The following is a 14,073-nucleotide window of genomic DNA, read 5'->3' on the forward strand; positions in this document are numbered from 1 at the left end:
TACTAATCCTCCGGGGTGGGATAGGCGACCACGTGGCAGAAACCTCCGGGCCGTTCGAACAATTTAACGAGTGTGGTGGGCAGGTTCCGGAACTGGCATTCGCTGGTCAGGAATGTGTCGAACAGCGGGTCCTTCAGTTCCCTTGCCGCTTGCTCGAGTCGTTGGGCGTTGGTGCGCCTGTGCCGTCGCGGGAGGGCCACTGCACCCACCTGGCTGGAACGGATGTTCAGGCGGCGGGCATGGAAGTCCTCGCCGAGCGGCAGGGTAACTTCCTTATCGGCGAACCAGGAAAGCTCGATGACGTCGGAGTCATCGCCGGCCAGTTGCAGGCTCAACTTGAGGCCGTCGTCGGAGGCGGAACAGTGGAAGACAATGTCGTTGTCGCTTTTTGCAACCTCTGGTTCGGCGAATTCGATGTTGATGGTTTCCGCCAGCTTTCGCTTCTCCGGATCCGCGTCCACCAACTGCAGGCGGCTCAGCGGATACTTCTGCAGCAGCGTCGCCAGGACGCCGCCCACCAAACCACCACCGACGACGGCGACCCGGTCACCCAGCCTCGGTCCGGCTTCCCAGAGTGCGTTAATGGCGACTTCGACGATGCCAGTTAGAACGGCGCGTTTGGCCGGGACGTCCTCGGGGATTGCCGTGAGCTGGCTGGTGGGGATCACGTAAAAGTCCTGATGGGGGTGCAGGCTGAAGACGGTTTTTCCTACCCACTGTTCCGGTCCTTGCTCGACCGTCCCCACACTCAGGTAGCCGTACTTCACCGGGCCCGGGAAGTCGCCCTCCTGGTGCGGGGCCTGCATCAGGTCAGCCACGCGCTCCGGGACCCGGCCTTCGTGGACCACGCGCTCCGTGCCCCGGCTGACGCCTGAGTACAAGGTCCTGACGAGGGCTTCGCCTTCTTGCCTTGCCGGCAGGGCTTCCTGGCGCAGCTCACCATCGCCCGTCTCAGTGACCCAGTAGGCGTGGGCTTCGTGCCCGTGTTTCCGTTCGTGTTCCTGCGAAATCGTCATGATGCTTACGAATCTATCGGTGCGGAGCTGTGGACGGAAGTTGGCGTGGATTGAAGGGTACGCCACCTGCCTTTTGGGGAGGGTCCAGAGGGGCTCGTTTTGGGGAACGGGGCCAATCTCGGGTAGCCTATTTCAGTTGGTGACGTGTCCGAGCGGCCGAAGGTGCAACACTCGAAATGTTGTTTGGTGTAAAAGCCAACGTGGGTTCAAATCCCACCGTCACCGCCAAATAGAGAGGCCCTGGTTCCCTTGTAAATCAAGGAGACCAGGGCCCTTTTACTTTGCCCGAACTAGGGCCGTGCCCACATTTTGCCCACACTGGCCCGTGATACCGCCTGATCCAGTGCATCCGAAACCGCGTCAAGGTCGCCGTCGAACAGGTCAGCATAAACGTCTAGCGTCATGGCCGCGGAGCTGTGCCCCAGCATCTTCTGCACGGCTTTAACGTTCGCTCCCGCCGACACCGCGAAGCTAGCCGCTGAATGCCTCAGATCATGCGGGGTAATCCGCGGGACGCCGGACCGCTTCACGGCTCCGGCGAACCAACTCATGTTGGCTGATAACTCAAAACCGCACGGAGGAAGCCGCCGTCATGCTGAACGAATCCGAAAACCCCGTGGAGCTGGCCCACGCCGCATCCAGCATGGCTGCGGCGCTACTGGTCACGCTGGGCCGCGGCAAAGCGGAAATGATCCTAGACAACTACACCCAGGCCGCGCTGCGGGAACAGCCATGACACCCCCGGCGGTGGGCTCCGCGGTATTAGCACGAGCGGGTTAAGATAGGGCAAGCAGGACAGCCGGGCGCTGAACAGTCAAGGAACGAGGAACCTTAGCGGGTCAAGTTCTGAGGAACCGGGAAGCGCCCGGCCATCTTTGCTCTTTGCGTTTCCGGTCAGGGTGATGATCATGTCAACGAGCGTCCAAATGCCAAGCCCGCCGGCGGTCAGCAGCTTGGCGATTCCCGTGCCGATTTTGCCCAAGTAAAAGCGGTCCACACCAAGGTTGCCGAGCAGGAGGGCCAAGAGCCATGTCGTCAAAAACGATTTTCCCGGACCACTGGCATGGGAAAGATGCTGAGTCTGAGGGGACTGGTATCCCCCCGGGTTTCGCCGGTCGAAGCCGGTGGGCGCATCCGCCTTGGATGCAAGGTTGTCGTCCTGCTGTGCATGGGGGTAACTGGGGTGGCTCATAGAACACTTCCTTGGAGGGGTGATGCCGCGACTGGCATGTTTTATCCATCGACCAGACTAACCCATTTCCCGCCCGAGGAGCGGTTTCATGACACTTGTCCACACCCTATTGGACAACTGGGCAGGGTTTAACGGACCAGCCTGTACTCCCGTGCAGAAGGGATACCCTTTCTGGCCTTCGCGGAGAGCATTTTGCATCGCAGACTCTCCACAGCGATGGAATCCAGCGCTGGCGACATGGCATAAAAGCCGTAAATGCCAGAAGTGCGATGCAAGGCAACTTCCAGTACCACTTCAATTTTGGCCTATCCGAACGACGCTCCGGGCTGTTGACTCTGGCCATCCCTCCGTCCCGATTTCCTGCGGGAGGACGTGCAATACGGGGAGGTCGCAGACCGTGGCCCCTGCCGAAGCCTACTTATCCGCAACGACTATTGCAGCCGGATACTCAACCCAATCACCGTGTCAGCGCTCCCGACAGAGTCGAGCTACGGTCAACTCACACTCCTGTAAGTCCTTCCATGGACCCGCGGACCGACCCAGACAGCTTCTGCCAACCCCTTTGCTGAAACCACACTTGGACGTCCAGAGTCTTTCAGGACCTTATATATGCGATCTCCCCTTATAAGCAGAGCCTTGCCAGCCGGCACATCAAAAAAGCGTAGATATGTGTTCCCCTCGATGTCCATCACTACCTGTCGCATATGCTTCAATGTCAAAGTCATTTGTTACCGAAGTAGCCGCCCGCAGTGAGAACCGATTCGCCCAAAACCAACTGCCCAACTACACACCCCAGGATCATGGCTGTCCCCAAGATGTAGGTCCCCGCTCGAGACCCTTTTCGCATACGGTGAGCATCAGGCTTTCTACCTGAACGCCAGAAAAGGAATAGAACGGCAAACACAATCAGCATCGCCATCTGCATCGGAATCCCACTTCCGGAGCGGTCAAACCTTCCATCGTAGGGCATTCTCGTATTCCACGGAACGTGAGCAAGCACAAACCATGCAATACCCGCACACACAATTGCAGAAATTAAGCACAGGACGTCTATGTATTGGCAGGCTTTCCTACCCAACCGCAGGTCTTCATCCGTGAACTCCTCATCGGGAACCGAATTCTGCTTGGCATTATTTTCATCGTCATTTAATCCCACAATGAAATGCCCCCTCTCCTTTAGCACTGTAAAATACTCCACAGCAGGTTCCAATGCGCTTCACGGCGACGATCAGTGTCCCGTCCACCGACGCGGACGATTTCCGCCCGGCAGCGTCACAGCTCCAGGTGATCGCGTGCCGGTCCTGCCCACCCGCGAGCTGCCACCCGACCAAGTGGGCTGCGTCTTAGGTCCGCACTCGCTTGGCCAGAACCGGGGTAAACGCAGTTAGTTTTCCCGGGAGCAAGTCCTGTTCACCCCAGACGATCAACCGCTCTGGCCGTGCCCAGCCCATGGTCCCAGATCCACCCCTATCGTCGTTCACCAGCAGTCAGCGTCAGCCCAATCAATAGTCCGAGAGGGCAGCCAGCCCATAGAGCACCCCCAGTCAACGCTGCCACCGGAATGGCATGGGAAAGCCCAGCGAAGGCCAAACTTCCTAAGACGATCGTGGCACCAAACGATAGCGCGGCAACAATATTTGATTTCCAATATGTTACGCAACCAACAGCTATGGCACAGAGAATAAGAACAAGAAAGTTAGCAACCCATACGGACACTCCGAATTCTTCGGATCTGTTGACGTACAGGATTACCATAAGAATTCCAGGAACTATCACTCCGGTCCAGTAATACCACTGCGGCACAGCCCGGATAGTTAGGGTTTCAGTACCCGATTCGCCATTCTTCATCTACTTTGGTCGTATCTCATCGGTCTAAAAGCTTGCAAATTCCCACCTGTCTCGATCACTAATCAGCATCTAACTATGTTAGTCGGCAGTCAGTCTCAACCACCAAGGACACCAGAGCTGGCCTTGCACGGCCAGGCCACAACGAACTATAGGTCGCTATCCTAGTTCTCCAATTTCTTCTAGTTACCGAAATATCCACCCGCAGTCAGAATTGATTGGGCCATGGTCCATTGACCCAGGACACAGCCCAAGATCATGCCAGTGCCAAGAATATATATACCAATTCTGGATCCAGAGTGCATTTTATACGAATCAGGCTTCTGCCCTGATCGCCACAATCCGAACAGCACTAGCAAAATCGGCAACATTGCAATCTGCATTGGTATGCCGGCACCACTACGATCAAACCTTCCATCGTAGGGCATGCGGGTTTCCCACGGAACACTGACAATAACAAAGAGGCCAACAGCAATACTTGCTAGAAATGCAGCTACGGAAAGTCGATTCATGAACTTTGAGGCGCGGCGTCCTAAACGAAGCTCTTCCTCAGTGAATTCATCTCCCGAGTTCTTATCCACGTTCTCGCCTTTTTCTTCATCGTTTACCCCCAACAGCGACGCCCCGTTCAGTGCCCTACAAGTTCATTTCCCACAATTTTACGCTTCACGACAACCCGGAATGCGACCCCGCCATCCGCCGCCGTACTGTGGGCCATCCATCCTGGATAGGGACCCAGTTCCGAAGCGCCGAGGGAAACGCGGGAGAATGCACCTGCCGCTCCGTCGAATGTCATCAGCGGAGACCGTACCCTACCCCGCGAATTGCATGGTCTCCTGCGTCAGTCAGCGAGGCCTTGCCCATTTGCTGTGTTGGCAACCGGGAGACAAATAATGGCCCCGCTCTGTACTGCCGCGGGACACCTCCGCATTCGCCGTCGTCCCGACATGCGAAGCCACAGCCGAGTCCGCAGACCCTACCCTGGCTGCGCCCGACTCTACCGCCGATCCTTCACGGCCCATGGCCGGCAGCAACTGCGTAGTTGCCGCCGTACCTGCCCGACCTGCCCCGGCCGTAAGAATACTGCTGAGCTCTCCGGCCAACGGCCCAGCCACCAGATCAACAGCTCCTCATCGCCAAGTATTAGCAATCAAGGTCAGTTGGCGTGTAAGCCCGCACTCAGGCGTATTTTCCACTCAACTACCAACAACTAGTATCGCAATCTGCCGTGGTTGTTCTTCGGAAGTACCCGCCCTCTCCCAAGACTGTGAGCGAAAATTTCCACCGAACCTCCGGGCATTGACAGCGGCACTACGTGTCCGTGAGAAAGGCCCTGCTTCCCTTTGTTTATGAGGGAGGCAGGGCCTTTCTCTTTGCCCAAATCAGGCGGGTGGGCACATTTTGGGCACACCCGCCAGAGATACGGCGTGATCTAGAGCGTCTGAAACTGAGTCCAAGTCCCCGTCAAAGAGATCCGCGTAGACGTCCAACGTCATTGCGGCCGAGCTGTGGCCAAGCACTTTTTGGACGGCCTTCACGCTGGCGCCGGCCGACACGGCTAAGCCGACAGCGGAATGCCGGAGATCGCGCGGAGCGATCCTGAGGATCCCGGAACGCTTCACAGCGCCAGCAACCAGCTCATGTTGTCCTCGTGCACTCGTGGCAGCCGCATATGGTTACCGTCTTTGCCCGGGAACACCAGGTCATTGCGGCCTTTCCCTTCACACCGAGCCGCCAGCTGGTCGCTGAGGAATCGCGGGAAAGGGACAGTACGCTTCTTGTGATTCTTCGGGCCCGTCAGCGGGGGTCGAAGCGCCGACCTTCCGCCTTGGAGGGCATAAGCGCCAGAATCAAAACAGCCAGTCCGCCGACTAGGGGAATAAGCCCAACGAACGCAAGCGGACCCGCAAGATTTGCATCGTGCAAACGCCGCCAAAGCAACGACAGCTGCGGCACCAAAATGGCCAGTCCCAGAATAACGACGAGAATGAAACCTAACACCATGAGACTTCCAGTCGGGGCATTCACGATACCAGGAGCGGCCTCATATAACACTTCTTGCCCGGTGACCGGATCGAAACCCATGGATTGCACATTAGGGTTCTGTTGAGCCCAGGCAGTACTGGCCACGAACCCGACCGTCATCACGAGGTATGGGACCACCATCACCAGGAAAACGAAAAGCTGACTCCACCAGAACTCACTCCGCGAGGCGCGACCCGCGAACTTCGCATACTTGGCAAAGAACCGCTTCACCGACTTACCAAACGACGCACCATAGAAGGGACCACCCAGCGCGCCCAAATCTGTAACCTCTGCAACGCCTCCGCCGGCAGGATCAACAATCTTCATATCCACCTGTCTTCATGTCCTTCCCAGAAACTATTTATAAATCCAACAAAAAACTATCTTCCGAACGCAGACGTTCTGCGCCCGCTATTCTCTTCGGTAGAAGATAACTTGAATGAGCAGAACGAATAACCACAGATCAGAAGTGGAAACCTCACGCATCTCCGGAACTGCCCAGGTGCACCCGTTAGGCACGCTGTGACTCGGGCTATCCCAGCATCCCGTCAGTCATCAGGGCAAAGCTCCCGACCCTCAAAACTGATGAGCGGCAGTGTGCTACTCACCTAAAGTATCCACTCTCATCCAGCACGATCACGGCTAGAAATGCCTGGAAGGAAATACACACCAGAATGGTAGCTGGGCCCGAAATAAAAACCAGCGCACGCGCCTGGCCACGAGTTGGATGGGTCCCCAATAACCGTTCAGAAATCCAGAACAGGAGTATACCCAGTGCGGACAGGAGTAGAAGTAACACTGCAGGAATCGATCCGCCGTGATAGGCCACTTCGGCACTCAACGGAGCATTCATGAAAACAAATGTAGTAATACCAAGGCTCACCACGACGCCAAATAGACACATGACGTCCAGGTAGTTACTTGTCTTTTTCTCCAATCGAATGCTTCCTTCCATTAGACCTCCCCGCAAACCCACCTTTTTCGGCAGCTCAAGCCATCTGGGGCCCTGAACACAAATACCGTCACCAATTGAGCATCAACGCTCTACTCCGGCGGTCAGTGTCAGTCCAACCAATAGACCGAGAGGACAGCCCGTCCACAGCGCACCACCCGTCAAGCCAATCACCGGGATAACATTAGAAAGAGCAGCGAAGGCTAAGCTGCCTAAGATGATAGTGGCACCAAAGGACAGCGTGGCGGCGAAGTTGGATTTCCAATACGTTACAAATCCGATGCCAAGGGCGCTAGCAATAAGGACAATAATGTTAGCAATCCACACGGATATTCCAAACTCTTCAGTCCTATTGACGCACAGAACCAGCATGAGAATTCCCGGTATAACGACCCCGGTCCAGTAATACCATTCCGGAGCGACTCGTTTGCTGGGGATTGCCTTTTTGTCGCGTTCATTCTTCATTTACTTCGTCCACATTTCGTCGGTGTAAAAATTTGCACCGCTTCCTATCAGTGCACTAGCAACCAGAACAACGGAACCTATCCACTGCCGAGGTAAGCCAAACCGATGAAACAAAGAAAAAGCAGCCAGACTGGCAAGTAATGAACCACGCTCCAGCAACACTGTGTCATTCGGCACAAACACGATCGCTGAGAGCGTAGCCAATAAATCCACCCCACTGAAGATCAGGGAGACCCCTCAAGAATTTCGCCGCTCTTTAGTCATGACAGCTTCGCTGCTTGCTGTGCTATTTGGTTTTCATTGTCAACCACATCGAAGCCCACACTTATCGCTGTTCACCAGCAGTTAGAGTCAGTCCAATCATGAACCCGAGACCACAGCCCGCCCATAGCGATCCGTACGATGTCGCAATGACCGGAAGTATGTTGGACAGAGCCGCGATGGCTAGACTGCCTAGGACAATTGTGCCAACCAGAGTATTTATGGAGGCAAAATTTGAACTGACATATGTGACAAACCCTATGCCGGCAATACACATAAACAAGACAACAAAATTTGTTAACCAAGCAGATAAGCCAAACTCGTCAAATCTATTTAGGCAGGTAAAAATCGCTATAAGACCGGGAATTGTCACGCTCAGCCATTGGTACCAGTGGGGCGTCAATCTTTCACGAAGGGTGCGGTCCCCGGCAGTCTCTTTAGTCATCCTTATTTCCATGCTCCATCGATCATTCCATTCGTTCCGAGTCCAATGAGTGAATTAGTTAAGTCTGTAGTCATATTCGACTTCGTAAAATACTCAATAGGCGAAGAGGTGCTAGTTCCAATAAGATCAGCGTAACCCTGTGATGAGTTTCCCCGCGAAGTAGAAACACCCGTAGAGAACACTCCGGCCGTAGTAGAAGAAACCAGAGACTTGATCGGATCAAATGCTTCGCCATTCACACCGCTCTTGAGCATGTCCCCCGCGAACCCGGCGCCTGTGTTGACGCTCGCACTCAGGAGAAACTGGGCGCCTTTGCCCGTAACGTGGCCGGCTGCTGGATTCAGTGCCCCGCTGATGACACCCGTGGAGGCACCTCCAGCCGCGCTACCCAACAGTCCTTGGGCTGTCCAGGGACCGCCCTTCTGAACGCGTTCCCGGACATAATCTACGGTTCCGGCTACACCTCCTGCTGCACCACTGCCGACCATGTCTTTCAACAAATTAGCGCCGAACCTCCGTGCAATGACTGCGGCATTGCCTGTGGCACGAGTCAACGTCGAAGTCGCAACATTTGAAGCCATACTTCGCGCAGCCTGCTGTGCCACCACTTTCCCAACAATATGCGAAGCAGTTTTAGTAATGGCAACCCCGACTCCGCCGCCGATTATGCCGAGGCCGCCGGAGATCGCGGCTTGGCCCCAGTTGACTTGGCCGGTGGTTGCTTTTTGGATGACGACGTCGGCGCCGAAGCTCATCAGTCCCATGCCCGCGAGTTGTCCGCCGGGGACGAACATCAGCACGGCCCCGCCGACCACAGCGGCCCCTCCGACGACGTATTCCCAGTTGTGTCCGAGCCAGTCTCCGGTGGCGGCGAGGGCGCCGCGGGAGGAGCCGTCGTAGGCTTTCAGGTCGGTGTCGGTGAGGGGTTTCAGGCCGGTGGGGTCGGTGGTGTTGAGGGGGTTGTTTCCGGCGTAGGAGTAGGGGTTCCCGTCCCAGCCCGCGCCAAGGACGGGGGCGAGGGGGTCGGTGGAGAGGAATCCCCGGGTGGACGGGTCGTAGGCGCGTTGGCCGAGCCATTCGAGTCCGGCGATGTCGATCCCGCCACCGGCGGTCAGGGCGATCCCGGCGGGTAACACACCACCCAGACCACCAGCAATAGCAGCTGTGGGGCTGCCCGGGTTGGGGGTGGTGGGGGTGCCGAGGACGGCCCAGGGATCGTGCTGATCGGTCGGTCGGGCGGCCCGCCACCCGGGCGCGGTCCACGCGTCCCCGATGCCGGTGACCCCGCCGGGCAAGGACGCCACCTGGGTGGTGTTGGCACCGGCGAGGGTCGGCACGGGCGCGGCAGTGTCCCACCACAAGGTCGCCCCGTCCACGGTAGCGAGTTCACCAAGCGCGTCGACGTGGAGCCGGTGCCTGGACACCTCTCCCCCGTCCGGGTCTTTTTCGATGGTGCCGGTGAGGTAGCCGGTGGGGCCCCAGGCGTATTCGGTCCAGGACCCACCCGGGTCGATCACCCGCACCCGCCGACCCAACCCGTCATACACGTACTCAGTCCGGGCACCGTCAGGGTCCGTGACAGTTAGGAGTTGCCCCGCGGCGTCGTACTCAAAGGTGCGGGCCCCGGTGGGGGTGGTTTCGCGGAGCAGCCGCCCACCGGCGTCGTACTCCCACCCCACCACCGAACCCGACGCCTCCGAGCCAGTCACAGTGGTGGTGGCGGAGACCATTTGCCCGGCAGTGTCGTACCCGTACCGGGTCACGACCCCGCCCCTGGACAGGCCGGTGATCCGGCCGCCGTCCTCACGACCGATCAACGTCACATCAGCAGCACCCGCAGGGTTGGTGCCGTTGTCGGCGGTGGTGCGGGTGTGCTCGCTGAGGTTCCCTCCCCGATACACCCACTCCTGCACCAGGTCCCCTGCGGTCGCGGTGGTGATCCGCCCGGAAGCGTCGTGGGTGAAGGCCGCGTCCCCGAGCGACGGGTTCGACACCTTCACGACCCGGCCCGCGGCGTCGCGGATGTAGCGGGTGGTGGTGCCGGTGGGGTCGGTGAAGCCGGTGCGGTTCCCGTCACCGTCATACTCCCACCCCAACACCTGACTCCCGGTCCCGGTCCCGGTCCCGGTCCCGTTGCCGTTGGACTTTCGGGTGAGGAGGCCGCGGCGGTCAAAGCACAGTTCGTGCTCCACCGCATACCCCGCCCCGCCGGTATGGTCGGTGATGACCACCCGCCGGCCGGCCACGTCACGTTCGATCGCGGCGATCAGGGCACCGTCCACCGAGGTGGACGCTTCCCGGCCCGCGGCGTCGTAGACCCAGGTGGTGGTATGCCCGTCCGGGTCCGTCTGCGAGAGTTGCCGACCTGCCGGGTCATAGGTCGCCGTGGTCACCCGGCCCAGCGGGTCCGTCACCGAATCGACCTGGTCCGTGGCCGTATACGTGCGGGTCGTGACCCCACCATTGGGGTCGGTGATGCGGGTGAGCCGGCCGCGGGTGTCGTACTCGAACCCGGTCCTGCCACCCACCCCGTTGATCGTGGCCACCAGTTCCCCGGCGAGGTTGTATTCGAAGCGGCGGGTCCCGTACCAGGAATCCTGGGCAAAACTCAGCCGCCCAACCTTGTCGTACCCGTACCGGGCCGTCCCGTCCCCGGGGGTGTGCTTCGCGGTCAACCGGCCACACGCGTCGTAGGCGAAGGTTTCGACCTCACCGGTCGGCAGTCTCCTCGCGGTGAGACGCTGGTCGACGTCGTAGGACAGTTCCGTGACCGCCCCGACCGGATCAATACTGCGGAAGGGTCGGCCGCAGTGGTCGTATTTGAACCGGGTCACCGCCCCCGTCGGGGAGGTGATCGAGGTGATCTTCCCCGCAGCGTCACGGCCCAGGACCGTCAACCCGCCCTCACCATCGACCAACTCGACAGGATTGCCCGCACCGTCATACGTGATGAGTTCCGCGGACCCGTCGACAGATTCGATTTTCGTGGGCCGGCCGTACTCATCAAAACTCAACGTCGACGACGCGAAGGCGTCGGTCAGGGACGCCGTCCCGGCCGCCCGGTCGGTGACCGCCCCGGTCCGGACCCCGGTCGGATCCACCACGGCGGTCAGGGCACCGACCGTGTCGTACTCCCGCACCCAATCATGCCCGGCAGGGTCCGTGACCCCCACGAGCCGGGAGAGGTTGTCATGGGTGAAGCCCCACCTGCCCCCGTCCGGCAACACCGCAGCCGTGAGGTTCCCCAGCTCATCAACCACACGCTCCACGACCCGTCCGAGCGGGTCGGTGGTGCGGAACAACTCCCCGTTGGGGGCGTACTCGAACACCGTCCGGCCCCCATCCGGGGCGACCACCGCGGTGGTCCGGCCCGCGGCGTCGTGCTCGAACGCCCACACCGCCCCGTCCGGGTCCACCCGACGCACCAACACCCCGGCCTCGTCATAACCGAACCGGGTCTCAGCCCCCGACGGGCTCACCGCCGCCACCGGACGGCCCGCCCGGTCCCGCACAATCCTCGCCACATCTCCAGCGGCGTTGGACGTTCCGGTCAGGTCCCCGAACTCGTCGTACTCAAAACCAATCCTGACTCCGACCGGGTCCGTGACCTGGGTCAGGAGCCCGTCCCGCCACACCAGCATGGTCCGGCCACCCAACGGGTCAACCACCACGGACGGGTCCCGGGACAGCTCATCGGCGTACTCATAGGTCACGGTGGCACCGGAAGCGGTCACCAGGGTGGTGATACGGTCCTGATCGTCCCACCCATATGTCAGGTCAGCGCCTTCCGGGGTCACGGTCCGGATCTTCCGGCCCCGGGTGTCGTAACCATGGACCGTGACCGCGCCGTCACGCTCGGTCAAAGACACCAGATTCGAGTGCCCGTCATAAGACATGGACTGGCGCCGGTCCTCGGCATCCAGCACCCCCACCAGGCGGCCCTTCGAATCAGCGACCCAGGAATTCGACCGGGACCCGTCCTCATCAGAGACCACCGTGACCCGGCCCGGTAAATACGCGAACCTCGTCCGCCGCCCATGCTGAGTGACCTGCATGATGACCCGGCCGGCCTCGTCATACGTGTTCGCGGCCTCCACCACACCCGCGGCAGAAACCACCGAGGCGATCAAGCCCTGCTCGTTCCACCCATACCTACGGGTGCCGGTCTCCGTGCCCACACTGGTCAGCCGGCCCTCGGCGTCGTACCCGTACTCAACCCGGCGCCCATCCGATGAACGAACCACCCCGACAACACCGTCGACGTAGTCGATCTCCACGAACCGGCCCCGCACATGCACCAACCGGCACACCACACCCAACCCACCACCATCGACCGCAGTCTCCGCAACAGAAGCAGCCGGTTCACTGCGGTGGGCGGAGATGGTTCGGCCGGGCCCTGCCCCGGTCCCGAGCCACACCCCGGCAGTGGTGTAAGCCCACCAACGGCCCTGATTGTCGGTCACGACCAGCACCTCGGTAACACCTTCGGGGACCGTGGTCAGCTCCGCCAACCACGGTGTGCCGGCATCTTCGCGGGTGAGCCAGTAATTCTCCCCGACGGCGCGGGCCCAACCCGCACCCTCACGCGGGAAGTCCACCGCCCGCCCGTCGGCCATCACCCACCGGCACCCCTCATCAGTGAAGGCCAGGTGCTGGTCCAGCACCGACGCCCACCCCGGACCAAACACCCCAACAGTGCCCAGGCCCGAACCGAGAGAGTTATACATCCTTGTGACCGCCAAGTCAGCGGCCGCCCCGGCGAACCCCAGATCCGTTTCGGGTTCAATGAAATTCCCCGTGGCCGTGTTCACCGGATCATTGGCATACCCGGACGAGGGCATCGCCCCGGCCGCCGTGGGCGGGTCAATGACCAACCCCGTCCGGGTCCCCGAAACACCCGCCGCGGCCAACGCCTCGTTCACCGCCGCATCCGACAGGGTCGAAACCGCACCCTCACCCCCGGCAGCAGCAAACGCGTCCGCGACCACCAACGCCCACCCCGCGTCCGCCTCATTCGCCGCCAAATACTGCCGGAACGCCGTCACCACACCCGCAGCGTCAATCCGGCCCCAACCGCACCGGTCCGCGAACGAAGACAACTCCGACTCCAAAGACCCCGGCACCGACGCAACACCCTCATCCAGACCACGCGAACCCGCCGCGAAAGTCCGCAACGACTCCGGACGCGCCGAGGACACCCCGCCCCCAAACCCGCCACCCGGGCCAGGGGGCACCCGCGACCCCGGCACCGGAGCCTCGGACGGGAACGACGGCCCACTCCCGGGCTCCATATTCGGACGCGCCTCCTCACCCCACAGGCTGTCACCAAACTGCTCAAGCCAGTTACGGTTGTTATGCCGCCGCACCCACTCGTTGTTCTCCCGACGCCGGTCATCCTCTTCCCGCGCACGCTCGATCATGGTGCCCACATACCCGGCCACCGTCCGTAACGCCGCGGCCAAAGACTCCGCGTCCCGGGACGCCGTCACCGCGTTCGCCGCGAACACCTCCGAAAAATGCCCCCGGAAATCCTCCCCAGCCGAGGACACCAACGGCGTCCGCGACCCCGAATGCTCCTCAACCCGCGACGCTGCGGACTCAAAAGCACCCTTCACCGACTCAGCAACCCCATACACAAACCGGCCACCATGACCAACACCGGAATCCGGCAACAACGGCATCTCAACGAACTCGGTCACAACCACAGCCCCCCACAGAACAAGAACGCGAACAAAACCCAACAACCCACAACAACCCGCACCACAACCCACACGGCACGACCCCACACCACAACAACCCGCGCTACAACCCGCGCTACAACAACGGGCGCTACAGCAAGACAGTGCAACGGCCGGGCAACCACACCACGCAT

Annotated in this window: 10 protein-coding genes, 1 tRNA gene and 1 pseudogene; 2 read left to right on the forward strand and 10 right to left on the reverse strand. The window is 60.2% G+C overall.

The window, feature by feature from the left end:
• Window positions 1-2 precede the first annotated feature (2 nt).
• Window positions 3-1,016 carry a zinc-dependent alcohol dehydrogenase gene (locus M1D51_RS17925; protein ID WP_458107450.1) on the reverse strand — a complete coding sequence of 338 codons (1,014 nt, stop codon included), beginning with the start codon at window positions 1,014-1,016 and terminating at the stop codon, window positions 3-5.
• A gap of 138 nt (window positions 1,017-1,154) precedes the next feature.
• Between M1D51_RS17925 and M1D51_RS17930 the strand changes: the two genes are divergently transcribed.
• Window positions 1,155-1,244, forward strand: a tRNA-Ser gene (locus tag M1D51_RS17930).
• 62 nt (window positions 1,245-1,306) lie between these two features.
• Here the strand turns inward: M1D51_RS17930 and M1D51_RS17935 are convergent.
• Window positions 1,307-1,564, reverse strand: a pseudogene (locus tag M1D51_RS17935) (tyrosine-type recombinase/integrase); the annotation flags it as partial.
• Window positions 1,565-1,608: 44 nt separating this feature from the next.
• On the opposite strand from M1D51_RS17935, the gene M1D51_RS17940 reads away from it, so the two are divergent.
• Window positions 1,609-1,752 (forward strand): hypothetical protein, encoded by a 144-nt coding sequence (locus tag M1D51_RS17940; RefSeq protein WP_347781883.1) that lies wholly within the window; start codon window positions 1,609-1,611, stop codon window positions 1,750-1,752.
• 78 nt (window positions 1,753-1,830) lie between these two features.
• On the opposite strand, the gene M1D51_RS17945 is transcribed toward M1D51_RS17940, so the two are convergent.
• From M1D51_RS17945 to M1D51_RS17980, 8 genes are all read right to left on the reverse strand, one after another.
• On the reverse strand, window positions 1,831-2,208 hold the full coding sequence (locus M1D51_RS17945; RefSeq protein ID WP_458107451.1) for a TM2 domain-containing protein: 378 nt from the start codon (window positions 2,206-2,208) through the stop codon (window positions 1,831-1,833).
• A gap of 721 nt (window positions 2,209-2,929) precedes the next feature.
• Window positions 2,930-3,406, reverse strand: a complete 477-nt coding sequence (locus tag M1D51_RS17950; protein WP_458107452.1) for a hypothetical protein — start codon at window positions 3,404-3,406, stop codon at window positions 2,930-2,932.
• Between the two features lie 829 nt (window positions 3,407-4,235).
• On the reverse strand, window positions 4,236-4,634 hold the full coding sequence (locus M1D51_RS17955) for a hypothetical protein (RefSeq protein WP_458107453.1): 399 nt from the start codon (window positions 4,632-4,634) through the stop codon (window positions 4,236-4,238).
• 801 nt (window positions 4,635-5,435) lie between these two features.
• Entirely contained in the window at window positions 5,436-5,675 is a 240-nt protein-coding gene (locus tag M1D51_RS17960) for a tyrosine-type recombinase/integrase (RefSeq protein WP_458107454.1), read from the reverse strand.
• A gap of 175 nt (window positions 5,676-5,850) precedes the next feature.
• A complete protein-coding gene (locus tag M1D51_RS17965; RefSeq protein WP_458107455.1) occupies window positions 5,851-6,405 on the reverse strand; it encodes a DUF805 domain-containing protein in 555 nt (184 codons plus the stop codon).
• A gap of 277 nt (window positions 6,406-6,682) precedes the next feature.
• The gene (locus M1D51_RS17970; RefSeq protein WP_458107456.1) at window positions 6,683-7,033 is read right to left on the reverse strand and encodes a hypothetical protein; all 351 of its coding nucleotides are present in this window, start codon (window positions 7,031-7,033) and stop codon (window positions 6,683-6,685) included.
• A gap of 81 nt (window positions 7,034-7,114) precedes the next feature.
• A complete protein-coding gene (locus tag M1D51_RS17975; RefSeq protein WP_458107457.1) occupies window positions 7,115-7,495 on the reverse strand; it encodes a hypothetical protein in 381 nt (126 codons plus the stop codon).
• 708 nt (window positions 7,496-8,203) lie between these two features.
• Complete coding sequence (locus tag M1D51_RS17980; protein ID WP_458107458.1) at window positions 8,204-13,900, reverse strand: DUF6531 domain-containing protein; 5,697 nt, start codon at window positions 13,898-13,900, stop codon at window positions 8,204-8,206.
• Window positions 13,901-14,073 lie beyond the last annotated feature (173 nt).

Source organism: Arthrobacter sp. R3-55 (assembly GCF_054161505.1).

Coding starts and splice junctions, on each gene's coding strand:
- M1D51_RS17925 (WP_458107450.1), bottom strand. CDS start 1,016: ATGACGATTTCGCAGGAACACGAACGGAAACACGGGCACGAAGCCCAC.
- M1D51_RS17940 (WP_347781883.1), top strand. CDS start 1,609: ATGCTGAACGAATCCGAAAACCCCGTGGAGCTGGCCCACGCCGCATCC.
- M1D51_RS17945 (WP_458107451.1), bottom strand. CDS start 2,208: ATGAGCCACCCCAGTTACCCCCATGCACAGCAGGACGACAACCTTGCA.
- M1D51_RS17965 (WP_458107455.1), bottom strand. CDS start 6,405: ATGAAGATTGTTGATCCTGCCGGCGGAGGCGTTGCAGAGGTTACAGAT.
- M1D51_RS17970 (WP_458107456.1), bottom strand. CDS start 7,033: ATGGAAGGAAGCATTCGATTGGAGAAAAAGACAAGTAACTACCTGGAC.
- M1D51_RS17975 (WP_458107457.1), bottom strand. CDS start 7,495: ATGAAGAATGAACGCGACAAAAAGGCAATCCCCAGCAAACGAGTCGCT.